The organism is Streptomyces olivochromogenes, assembly GCF_021538895.1.
Classification (GTDB): Bacteria; Actinomycetota; Actinomycetes; order Streptomycetales; family Streptomycetaceae; genus Streptomyces; species Streptomyces olivochromogenes_A.
Genome location: NZ_JADDRL010000056.1, coordinates 46725 through 58085 on the forward strand (window position 1 = coordinate 46725; position 11361 = coordinate 58085).

General features: G+C 71.6%; 9 protein-coding genes. 3 read left to right on the forward strand and 6 right to left on the reverse strand.

What is annotated here, in order from left to right:
- Window positions 1–133: 133 nt before the first annotated feature.
- A complete protein-coding gene (scy, locus tag IPZ69_RS26445) occupies window positions 134–3982 on the reverse strand; it encodes a polarized growth protein Scy (RefSeq protein WP_235456996.1) in 3849 nt (1282 codons plus the stop codon).
- 210 nt (window positions 3983–4192) lie between these two features.
- Entirely contained in the window at window positions 4193–4633 is a 441-nt protein-coding gene (gene mce / locus IPZ69_RS26450) for a methylmalonyl-CoA epimerase (protein ID WP_235456997.1), read from the reverse strand.
- 150 nt (window positions 4634–4783) lie between these two features.
- Here mce and IPZ69_RS26455 point away from each other — a divergent pair, with 150 nt between their 5' ends.
- From IPZ69_RS26455 to IPZ69_RS26465, 3 genes are all read left to right on the forward strand, one after another.
- Window positions 4784–5986 carry an acetyl-CoA C-acetyltransferase gene (locus IPZ69_RS26455; RefSeq protein WP_235456998.1) on the forward strand — a complete coding sequence of 401 codons (1203 nt, stop codon included), beginning with the start codon at window positions 4784–4786 and terminating at the stop codon, window positions 5984–5986.
- 72 nt (window positions 5987–6058) lie between these two features.
- The gene (gene meaB, locus IPZ69_RS26460) at window positions 6059–7015 is read left to right on the forward strand and encodes a methylmalonyl Co-A mutase-associated GTPase MeaB (protein WP_235456999.1); all 957 of its coding nucleotides are present in this window, start codon (window positions 6059–6061) and stop codon (window positions 7013–7015) included.
- Window positions 7016–7174: 159 nt separating this feature from the next.
- Window positions 7175–8413 (forward strand): MFS transporter, encoded by a 1239-nt coding sequence (locus tag IPZ69_RS26465; RefSeq protein ID WP_235457000.1) that lies wholly within the window; start codon window positions 7175–7177, stop codon window positions 8411–8413.
- Window positions 8414–8496: 83 nt separating this feature from the next.
- Here the strand turns inward: IPZ69_RS26465 and IPZ69_RS26470 are convergent, their stop codons facing one another.
- The 4 genes from IPZ69_RS26470 to IPZ69_RS26485 form a co-directional block, all read right to left on the reverse strand.
- Complete coding sequence (locus tag IPZ69_RS26470) at window positions 8497–8973, reverse strand: MarR family winged helix-turn-helix transcriptional regulator (RefSeq protein WP_235457001.1); 477 nt, start codon at window positions 8971–8973, stop codon at window positions 8497–8499.
- 92 nt (window positions 8974–9065) lie between these two features.
- The gene (locus IPZ69_RS26475; RefSeq protein WP_235457002.1) at window positions 9066–9875 is read right to left on the reverse strand and encodes an AIM24 family protein; all 810 of its coding nucleotides are present in this window, start codon (window positions 9873–9875) and stop codon (window positions 9066–9068) included.
- Entirely contained in the window at window positions 9872–10522 is a 651-nt protein-coding gene (locus IPZ69_RS26480) for an AIM24 family protein (protein ID WP_235457003.1), read from the reverse strand. The genes IPZ69_RS26475 and IPZ69_RS26480 overlap by 4 nt, the downstream gene beginning before the upstream one ends.
- Before the next feature lies 1 nt (window position 10523).
- A complete protein-coding gene (locus IPZ69_RS26485; protein WP_235457005.1) occupies window positions 10524–11156 on the reverse strand; it encodes an AIM24 family protein in 633 nt (210 codons plus the stop codon).
- Window positions 11157–11361: the final 205 nt, after the last annotated feature.

Consider the following 11361-nt stretch of genomic DNA (forward strand, 5'->3'; position numbering starts at 1 on the left):
CGAAGCGGTGTGTCATCGAGCGGATACGTGTTTGATCTGGAGAATGACACCACTTTTGGGTGGCTGAACGTGGGACGGCTTGCCAAATTCTGGGGCAAAGTCCCCCAGGAGACACGCAAACCGCCCGACCACGCTAGCCATCCGACGACTTGCCACCCGAACGAGGGGCACCGACGGTCGCGCCCGCCTTGACTCCGCCGTCCTTGCCGGCCGCCGGGGCCTCGAAGGACTCCAACGCCTCAAGGACGTCCTGGACACGGGAGATCTCCGCGTTGATGTCCTCGCGCCGGCGCACCAGGACCTCCAGTTCGCGCTTACCCTCCTCGACCGTGCGCTTGGCCTCGCGGATCGCCTCGGCCCGGAGCTCCTCGGCCTCCTTGACCAGCGTGGCCTTCTTCTGCTCGGCCTCCTTGAGCAGCCCCTCCGCCTTCTTGACGGCGGCGATGCGCACCTTGCCCGCCTCGGAGTTCGCCTCCGACACCAGCTCCTTGGCCTTCGCCTGCGCCTTGGCGAGCTGCTCCTCGGCGGCCTTGATGAGCGCGTCGCAGCGGTCCCCGGTGGACTTCATGGTCTCGGCGGCCTCGCGGCGGGCCCGCTCGTGCAGACCCTCGATCTCGCCGGTGATGCGGTCGCGCAGCTCCTGCGCCCGCTCCCTGATGGCGGTCGCGTCCCGGCGGGCGCCGACGAGCAGCTCGTCCGCGTCGGTACGGGACTTCTCCACCAGCGCGTTGCCCTCGACCGTCGCCTCGGAGACGAGCCGCTCCGCCTCGCTGCGGGCCGCGCCGACCATGGTGTCGGCCTGCGCCTCGGCGTCCGCCGTGGCCTTCCGCGCCTGCTGCTGCGCCTCGGTGAGCAGCTTGTCGGCCTCGGCCGTGGTCTCCGTGATGAGCGTGTCGACCTGCTCGGCCGCCTCGGAGCGCCGCTTGTTGGCGTCCTTGCGGGCCTCGTCCAGCGTCCGCTCGGACTCCTCGCGGGCGGCGTTGACCAGCCGCTCGGCCTCGGCCTCGGCGTCGGCCCTGACCCGCTCGGACTCGGTGCGCATCCGCTCGGCGTGCTGCTGTGCGGAGCCGATCGTCTCGGCGGCCTCGGCGCGCAGCCGCTCCGCGTCCCCGGTGGCGTCCGTGATCAGCTTCTCGGCCTTGGCGATGGCGTCGGCCCGGACCCGGTCGGCCTCCGTGATGGTTTCCGTCTGGAGCCGCTCGGCCTCGTTGCGGGCCTCGGTGATGAGCGTGTCCGCCTGCGTCGCCGCGTCCGAGCGGATGCGGTTGGCGTCGTCCCGGGCCTCGGCACGCGTGCGCGTGGCGGCTTGGTCGGCCTCCGCGATGGCGTCCGAGGCCTCCGTGCGCACCCGCTGGGCGTGCGCGGTCGCGTCCGAACGCAGCCGCTCGGACTCGGCGATCGCCTCCGCCATCGTCCGCTCGGCGAGCGCCTTGGCCGCCTCGGACTCCTCCTGCGTCTCGCGCCGGACGCGGCTCGCGTCCTCGCCGGCCCGCTCCCGCTCGGCGTAGGCGTCGGCGCGGACCCGGTCCGCCTCCTGCTCGGCCTCACGGCGGGTACGGTCCGCCGCGTGCTCGGCGGCGGAGCGCAGTCCGGCGATCTCCTCCTGCGCCTGCTCGTGCAGGCCGACGACGGAGTCCCGCACCTGCTGGGCGTGCTGCTCGGCCGCCGACACCATCTCGGTGGCGCGCCGGTCGGCCTCCTCGACCAGGCGCACGGCCTCGGTCTGCGCCTCCTCGACGCGCTTGCGCGCCGAGGCCAGCAGCTCCTCGCTCTGCTCGCGCGCCCGCTCGCGCTCCTGGTCGGCCTCCTGGCGGGCGGAGCCGAGCAGTTCCTCGGCCTCGCGCCGGCGCCGGACGGCCTCCTCCTGGGCGGCGGCCAGCGTCTCGGACGCCTCCGTGCCCAGCCGCTCCGCGGCGGCCTGGGCCTCGGCCCGCACCCGGTCGGCGGTGTCCTGTGCCTCCGTCTTCAGCCGCTCGGCCTCGGCGGCGGCCTCCGACCGCAGGCGTACGGCGACGGCCTCGCCCTCCGCGCGGGACGCGGACGCGTCCGCGGCGGCCTCGTTGCGCAGCCGGTCGGCCTCGGCGTCCGCCTGCTGCTGGAGCGTACGAATCCGCTCGGCGGCCTCGTTGCGCAGCCGCTCGGTCTCCTCCGCGGCCTCGCGACGGATCCGGGTGGCCTCGTCGCGGGCGTCGGACAGCGCCTGCTCGGCGGCGGTCACCCGCTCCTCGGCCTCGGTGTGCAGCCGGGTCAGCTCGCCGGCCGCCTCGTCCCGCCGGGCCTCGACCGCGCGCTCGGCCTCCTCGCGCAGCTCGCGCGCGGCCCGCTCGGCGTCCGTGCGGAGCGCCTCGGCCTGCTCGTCGGCCTCCGCGCGGTACCGCTCGGCCTCCTTGCGGGTGCGATCCAGGGTCTCCTCGGCCTGCCGGCGCAGCGTGGTGGCGCGCTCGATCGCCTCCGTCCGGACCTTCTCGCTGTCCGTGGTGGCGCTCTGGCGCAGCTCGTCGGCGTCGGCCTTCGCCTTGGCCAGCAGTTCCTCGGCGGACTTGGCCGCCTCCTCGATCTGCACCACGGCCTCGCGCCGGGCCTCGGCGCGGATGCTCTCGCCCTCGGCGACCGCGTCGGCGCGCAGCTGCTCGGCGTCGCCGCGCAGCCGGCGGGCCTCCTCCTGCAGCTCGACCGTCTTGGCGCGGTACTCCTTGGTGTCGTCCTTCGCCGCGCCCTTGAGCTGCTCGGCGATGTCGTGCGCCTCGGCGCGCAGCCGGTCCGCCTCGGCCTCGGCCTCGGTGCGGATCCGCTCGGCCTCCTCGACCGCCGCCCGGGTGGTCTGCCGGGCCTCGTCCGAGGCCTTGTTCAGCACGTCCTCGGCGGTCTTCGCGGCCTTGCCCAGCTGGGAGGCGGCCTCCTCGGCGGTGACGCTGCGGGCCTTCTCGCCGGCCTCGGCGAGGATCTTCTCGGCCTCGGCGCGGGCGTCGGTGACGAGCTGCTCGGCCTCGGCCTTGGTGCTCTCGGCCTCCTTGGTGGCCTCGCTGACCAGCCGGGCGACCTGCTCCTTGGCGGTGCGGGTGCGCGTCTCGTTGGCCGCCTCGGCGCTGGACAGCGCCTTGGCGGCGGCCTCCTTGGCCTCGGTGAGAAGCTTCTCGGCCTCGGACTGCGCCTTGCGCAGCGACTCCTCGGCCTCGGCGATGCGCTGCTCGGCGGCCCGGCTCAGCTCGCCCGCCTGGCGGCGGGCGGCGTCCGACTCCGAGACGGTGGAGGTGCGCAGTGCCTCGGCGTGGTCGGTGGCCTCCTGGGCCTGCGTGGAGGCGGCGTTCAGCAGCCGCTCGGCGTCGGTGCGGGCGCGGCGCAGGATCTGCTCGGCCTCGGCGCGGGCGCCCTCGGAGTCGCTCTGCAGCCGCTGCCGGGCCTCGCTGGTCAGCCGCTCGGCCTCCGTGCGGGCGGCCGCCATGGCCTGCTCGGCCTCGGCCCGGGACTCGTCGAGGAGCCGGCGGGCCTGGGACTCCGTACGGGCCCGCAGCTGCTCCGCCCACGCCACGTTCTCGTTGACGTGCGACTCGACGGTCTGCCGGCGCTCGGCCAGCTCCTGGTCCAGCTGCTGGCGGCGGGTCACGGCCTCGGTATGCAGCTCGGCCTGCAGCCGGGCGGCCTGCTCGGCGTGCTCCTGCAGGATGCGCTGGGTCTGCGCGCGGGCCTGGCTCAGCTCCCGCTCGGCGTCCTGGCGCAGCTGATCGGCCTGCACCTGCGCGTTCCGCAGCAGCTGCTCGGCCTGATAGCCGATGTCACCGCCGTCGAACGCGGGCCGGGACATGATGGTGCGCCGCGCCTCGTGCAGCTTGGCGCGCAGCACCTCGACCTGGTAGCCGAGGTCCTCGGCGTGCTGGATCGCCTTTTCCCGCTCGGTCTTCAGCCGCTTCATCTCGGCCTCGAACCGAGAGAGGTGGTCGACGTCAGCCGCCGGCTCTCGCTCCTGGCTCTCGTAGCCCCGCACTGCGCGGTCCCATCCGTCCCCTGGTCGCAAGCTTCTCCAAACGAGCTCCGTCCATCCGCCGAACGGGGCCCCCGGGGAATGGTGTCAGATCAACGGCGGAGCACGGGCTGCTGCCCCGACGCTCGTCCCCCGTAACCCGGACCCCGGCATGCGGCCGCCCTGGGTGAAAGGACGACCGCCCCCAACCCTACCGGCCCCTCTGTACGAGGGTCAGTGCTCAGGTGACTCAACAGGCGCCGATGTGACCAGTTCTGTCAGTACACCGTGGCAATCCTTGGGATGCAGGAAGGTGATCCGCGACCCCATGGAGCCGCGCCGTGGCTCGTCGTACAGAACGCGTACGCCCTTTCCACGGATCGCGTCGGCGTCACCGTCGACATCCGCCGTACCGAAGGCGATGTGGTGGACGCCCTCGCCGTTCTTCGCCAGCCACTTGCCGACCGCGGAGTCCTCCCGGGTCGGTTCGAGCAGCTGGAGGTACGACGCCCCGCCGTCGGACGTATCGTTGATCTTGAGCATGGCCTCGCGCACGCCCTGCTCCTCGTTGACCTCGGAGTGGAAGACCTCGAAGCCGTAGGTGGCCTTGTAGAACTCGACAGTCGCGTCGAGGTCATGACAGGCGATCCCGATGTGGTCGATTCGCGTCAGCATGTTTTCAGTGCAGCGCTCCGGAGGTGGTTACGCAACGTGCGCGCGATCACACCGACGGCCCGATGACGGCGCGGCGTACCGCTCAGTACATTCGAAGTAAACCCTCGTTCACTCCTCAGCTCTTGTGCAGCTGAAAGGGGATCGCACCTCATGTCAGGAACGAACAGCACGACGACCGTCATCGTCGCGGGTGCCCGCACCCCGATGGGTCGGTTGCTCGGCTCGCTCAAGTCTTTCTCCGGAGCCGACCTCGGTGGCTTCGCGATCAAGGCCGCCCTCGACCGTGCGGGGATCGGTGGCGACCAGGTGCAGTACGTGATCATGGGCCAGGTGCTGCAGGCCGGTGCCGGGCAGATCCCGGCCCGCCAGGCCGCCGTCAAGGCCGGCATTCCGATGAACGTCCCGGCGCTCACGATCAACAAGGTCTGCCTGTCCGGCCTGGACGCGATCGCGCTGGCCGACCAGCTGATCCGCGCCGGTGAGTTCGACATCGTGGTCGCCGGCGGCCAGGAGTCCATGACCGGCGCCCCTCACCTGCTGCCGAAGTCCCGTGAGGGCTTCAAGTACGGCGCGGTCGAGATGATCGACGCGATGGCCCACGACGGCCTGACCGACGCCTTCGAGGGCATCGCCATGGGCGAGTCCACCGAGAAGCACAACACGCGGCTCGGCATCAAGCGCCCGGAGCAGGACGAGATCGCCGCCCTGTCCCACCAGCGGGCGGCCGCCGCCCAGAAGAACGGCATCTTCGAGGCCGAGATCACCCCGATCGAGATCCCGCAGCGCAAGGGTGAGCCGGTCGTCTTCAGCAAGGACGAGGGCATCCGCGCCGACACGACCGCCGAGTCGCTCGGCAAGCTGCGCCCGGCCTTCTCGAAGGACGGCACGATCACCGCCGGCACCTCGTCCCAGATCTCCGACGGCGCCGCCGCCGTGGTCGTCATGAGCAAGGCCAAGGCGCAGGAGCTCGGCCTGGACTGGATCGCCGAGATCGGTGCCCACGGCAATGTGGCCGGACCGGACAACTCGCTCCAGTCCCAGCCCTCCAACGCCATCCTGCACGCCCTCAAGAAGGAGGGCCTGGAGGTCTCCGACCTGGACCTGGTCGAGATCAACGAGGCCTTCGCCGCCGTGGCGGTCCAGTCAATGAAGGACCTCGGCGTGTCCACGGAAAAGGTGAATGTCAACGGTGGTGCGATTGCCCTCGGCCACCCGATCGGCATGTCCGGCGCCCGCCTGGTCCTCCACCTGGCGCTGGAGCTCAAGCGGCGCGGCGGCGGCGTCGGCGCGGCCGCGCTGTGCGGCGGCGGCGGCCAGGGCGACGCACTGATCGTGCGGGTGCCGAAGGCCTGATTTTCCCTTGCGTCTCGTACGTACGCGCGTGGCGGGTACGTACGAGACGTCTCGTGAGCGAACGGAGCTGTGATGCAGGACGTCTCCTCTCTGGTGGCCCAGGCCAGGGAAGGCCGGCCCCGGGCCGTGGCCCGGCTGATCTCCCTGGTGGAGGGGGCGTCTCCGCAGCTGAGGGAAGTCATGGCGGCCCTCGCGCCGCTGACCGGGAACGCGTACGTGGTCGGCCTCACCGGATCCCCGGGTGTCGGCAAGTCGACATCCACCTCGGCGCTGGTGACCGCGTACCGCAAGCAGGGCAAGCGGGTCGGCGTTCTGGCCGTCGACCCGTCCTCGCCCTTCTCGGGCGGCGCCCTGCTCGGCGACCGGGTGCGGATGTCGGAGCACGCCTCCGACCCGGGCGTCTACATCCGCTCGATGGCCACCCGTGGTCACCTGGGCGGCCTCGCCTGGTCGGCCCCGCAGGCGATCCGCGTGCTGGACGCGGCCGGCTGCGACGTGATCCTGGTCGAGACGGTCGGCGTGGGCCAGTCGGAGGTGGAGATCGCCTCCCAGGCCGACACCTCCGTCGTGCTGCTGGCCCCCGGCATGGGCGACGGCATCCAGGCCGCCAAGGCGGGCATCCTGGAGATCGGCGACGTGTACGTCGTCAACAAGGCCGACCGTGACGGCGCGGATGCCACGGCCCGCGAGCTGAACCACATGCTCGGCCTGGGCGAGTCCCGCGGACCGGGCGACTGGCGCCCGCCCATCGTCAAGACCGTCGCGGCCCGCGCCGAGGGCATCGACGAGGTCGTGGAGGCCCTGGAGAAGCACCGGGCATGGATGGAGGAGCGCGGAGTGCTGGCGGAGCGCCGGCTGGCCCGCGCGTCCCGCGAGGTCGAGACGATCGCGGTGACGGCCCTGCGGGAACGCATCGGCGACCTGCACGGAGACCGCCACCTGGGCGCGCTCGCGGAGCGCATCGTGGCCGGTGAGCTGGACCCGTACCGCGCGGCGGACGAACTGGTGGCGAGCCTCACGGAGAGCTGACCGTCGCCGACTGTGCGCCGCGACTGCTAACTTGACCCGCATGTTCCTCCGCTTGGCGTAGAGCGCACCGAGCGCCCGCAGACGACCGTGGTTGTGAACGGCGTACCGCGTGGCGCGCTCAGGTGTCCCCTCTCCGCCTTTCTCCGAGGAACTTCGCGCATGTCCGCGCCCACTTCACCCTGTCCTCAGTCCACCGCGCGGCGCCCGTCGTACGCCGCCGTCCTGCGCGTCCCGCAGGCGCGCCGCACCTTCGTCGCCGTCCTGGTCGCCCGGCTGTCGTACGGCACGGTCGCGCTGTCCGTGCTGCTGTCGGTGACCCGGGCGACCGGCTCGTACGCCGTCTCCGGCGCCGTGATGGCCGTCTTCGGCGCCTCGGCGGTCTCCCTGCTGCCCGCGCGGGCGGCCCTGGTCGACCGCCACGGCCCGCGCCGCGCCCTGCTGCCCATGGCGGTGCTGCACAGCCTCCTGCTCTGCGCCCTGGCGGCCCTGACCGTGCGGCCCGGCGCGTCCCCGGCGTCGCTCGCCCTGGTCGCGGGCCTCGCGGGTGCCTGCGCGCCCCCGCTCGGCCCCACCATGCGCACGGTGTGGTCCGAACTCCTCGACGACCGGCGCCTGTTGCAGCGCGCCTACAGCCTGGACGGCGTGGCCGAGGAACTGCTGTTCGTCTCCGGACCGGCCCTGGTCGGCGTCCTGCTGCGCTTCACGGCACCGGCCGCCGGTCTGCTGCTGAGCGCGGCGCTCATGGTGACGGGGACCTGCGCGTTCGTGACGTCACCGGTGGTGGGCGGCCGGGGGCGGCAGAAGGCCGCCGGTCCCCGGCGCCGGTCCCGCGGCTTCCCGGCCGGCCTGCGCGGACCGGTCGTCGCGGCGGCGGGCCTGGGCCTCGCCCTGAGCGGTGTCGAGCTGCTGGTGATGGCCTTCGCGGGGCAGCGGTCGCACGACGACGCCGTGGTCCCGTGGATCCTGGGCGCCCTGTCGGCGGGCAGCGCCGTGGGCGGTCTGCTGAACGGGGCCGTGAACTGGCGCAGGTCGGCCGGTGCCCGCCTGCCGTGGCTCACGGCCGGGCTGGGCGTGGCCCTGGCCCTGGCGGGTCTCGCGCCCGGTCCCTGGACGCTCGCCGCGGCCATGGCCTGCGCCGGGGTCTTCGTCGCCCCGACCCTGACGACCGCTTACCTCCTCGCCGAGGAGACGGCCGACGAGGGTGCCCGCACGAGGGCGGGGGCCTGGGTGAACGCGGCGGTGAACGCGGGGACCTCGGCCGGGTCGGTGGCGGCCGGGACGCTGATCGGCCGGCTGCCGCTGTGGGGGTGCTTCGCGCTGGCCGGCGCGGTGGCCGCGCTGACGGCGCTGTGCGTCGCCCGGCCGGGGGCGCTCACGCCGCTGGCGCGCACCCCCTGACTCCGGTGCGGGGCGCCGAACCGCAGGCAGGACCTGACCTTCCCGCCTGCCGCTCGGCGCGTGCCGCTCGGCGCGTGCCGAGGTCAGGGGCGCCCCCGCTGCCCCCTCAGGTGCTCCGCGATCGGCTTCAGGGCCTTGTCCAGCTCCCCCAGCGCCTCCGGCGACAGCAGGTCGATGAAGTGCCTGCGCACGGACGACACATGGTGCGGCGCGACCTTCTGCATCGTCTCCATGCCATGGTCCGTGAGCACCGCGTACAGTCCGCGACGGTCGGACTCACAGTTCTCGCGTCGCACCAGGTTCGCGTTCTCCATGCGCGTGATCTGGTGCGAGAGGCGGCTCTTGGACTGGAGAGTGGCGGACGCGAGGTCGCTCATCCGCATGCGTACGTCCTCGGACTCGGACAGGTTCACGAGGATCTCGTAGTCGTTCATAGTCAGGCCGAACGGCTGCAGGTCCTTTTCGAGCTGGTACGTCAACAGCCTGTTGACCTCCAGGTGGGTGCGCCAGGCGCACTGCTCCGCATCGGTCAGCCAGCGCGTGGCCGTCTCGGTCTCCATGAATGAAGTCTACCTAAGAAGTTGAAAGGCGAACTAGTGAGGGTGGTGTGACTGTGCGCACGCGTTCGATGTCACACTCCGCAGACTACCGCTCACAGCCCGAAGCGACGCTGGAGGTCTCCCAGCTGTCCGGGAAGGCGCGGTGTGCCCGGAGGCTGTCCGTGACCTCCTGGTACACCCGGCACGCCGCCCCCGCCGGGCACCCCCGGCTCATGCGGAACCGCTCCCGTGGCCTGCTCGGCCATGAGGGTCTCGGTCGACTGGAGCAGGACCGTTCCCGCTCCCACGAACTCGAACTGGTGCTCCTCTCCGGAGGCCCCTCCGAGGCCTGTCATCGCACGTAGACCGCCCATTACGCCGGTCAGGTAACCGTGGTCGTAGTGATGGCACGGCGAGGGGCAGTCGGCCCATCCGACCAGTGCCTGAGGGTCCACCCGGATCGGGGGTTCCATGAACACCACCGGACCGTTAGATGCGGCCACGAACTTTCCGGTTCCGATAAGGGTCAGAAAACCCGGCACGATCGACTGCTTGAGGGCAAGACTTGGCTGAAAAGCGAGCAGGTTGCCCGAGCGAATGGTCAGGTTGCCGTCGTCCAAGTCATACGAATTGACGTCGAAGGCCCGGTCGGCGAGCAGCATCTTGCCCGAGCCCTCCGCCACCACCCAGTCGCTCGCGTGCAGAGGCGAATGGAAAGAGGTTCGGACAAGTCGGTCGAGTCGACCGTGCCCGACGCCGTTGAACTCGATCGCCCCGTAGTAGGCGATCATCTTTCCCTTCTGCAGGAACCACTGCCCGCTCTTGAGCTCCACGCAGAACGTGTACTTGTTGACGTTGTCGTCCACGGGCAGGGTCATCGGGTCGTGGACGGTGGGGCCGCCGGGGACTCCGTACGTGCTCACAGCTTTTCCTCCGAGGCCTGGACGAACACCGTGCCGCTGCCGCTGAGCTCCAGCTGGAACGCCTCGCCGGAGCCGCGTCCCACCATGTCGCGCCAGCCGAGCGCGGTCGACAGCTTGTTGCGCACGTCGCCGTGGTGGGCGACGTAGGCCTGCGGGTCCACGTGGACCGGGCGCTGCGGGGTGATGGGGACCTCGAACACGCCCCCGTGCGCCATGACGGCGACGGCGCCCTGCCCCGCGAGGGTGGTCGTGAACAGCCCCTGTCCCGTCACCTGGCCCCGGACCATGCCCATGACCCCGCCCTGCGAGCCCATGAACATCGTCCCCTGGCGCAGGGTGCCCTCGAAGGCCAGCAGCCGGTCGGCCTCGACGTACAGCGTGTCGCCGGTGAGGTTGATGACGTGGACGTGGTGGCCGCCGTGCCCGAAGAACACGGTCCCGCTGCCCTCGACCGTCATCAGCGGCGTCGCCTCGCCGGCCACCCGGCGGCCGAGCATCGACATGATCCCGCCCTGGCCGCCCTGGATGTTGGGCGTGAAGGAGACGTCGCCCTTGTAGGCGAGCATGGCGCCGCGCTGGCTGAAGAGCCGCTGGCCGGGGAGGACAGTGGCCTCCACCATTTTGGAGTTGATCTCCCTGAGCGCCATGTCACACGTCCCCCGCGATCGTGTTCCGCTCGCTCGGCTGCACGTACACCAGGCCGTCCCCCTCGAAGCGGATCTGGAAGGCCTCGCCGCCGCCCTCCCCGAGCAATGTGCGGAACGTCACACCGGACTGGAAGGACTGCCGCACATTGCCCTGGTGGGCGATGTAGGCGCCGGGGTCGACGATCAGCGGGTACTGCGGGCTGACCCGCAGCACCACGGCGGGGCCGTCGGAGGTGATGGCCGCCTGCCCGTGTCCCTCGACCGTGGTGGTGAACAACCCGTTGCCCTGCGAGGCGCCGCGCAGCCCGGTGAACGTCGTCCCGGTGCGCAGCCCGGTGTCGGTCGCGAGCAGGTTGCTCGACTCCACGTACAGCTTGTCCCCCTGGAGTTGCACGAGGTTGATCTCCGAGGCCCGGTCGGCGAACCAGCAGGTCCCCTGGCCTCTCACCTCCATCACCGTCATCTGCTCACCGGTGAGGCGCCGGGTCACCATGCCCCGCAGTCCCTCACCGCCGCCGCTCAGTTTCTTGAAGGCCATCTGCCCGTCGTACGCGACCATCGAGCCGTTCTTCGCCTTCACGGCATCCCCGGTCATGTCGACGGCGAGCACCTTGCTTCCTTGAAGTCGGAACATCGCCACGCTGCGAAGGTAGCGGGAGGGCAGGGGGCTGGACAGAGGGGATGGGTAGGGGGGTCCCTTAGGGGGTGTCGTTTGGATCATCCCGGCGTCGCGGGCCCTGGCACGCACTCCCCCAAGCTCTTCGAGCAGGGGGGACCCCCAGCCGCGTTGTCGTCACTCGCCGACTCCCCCAAGTTCTCGACTTCGCTCGAACAGGGGG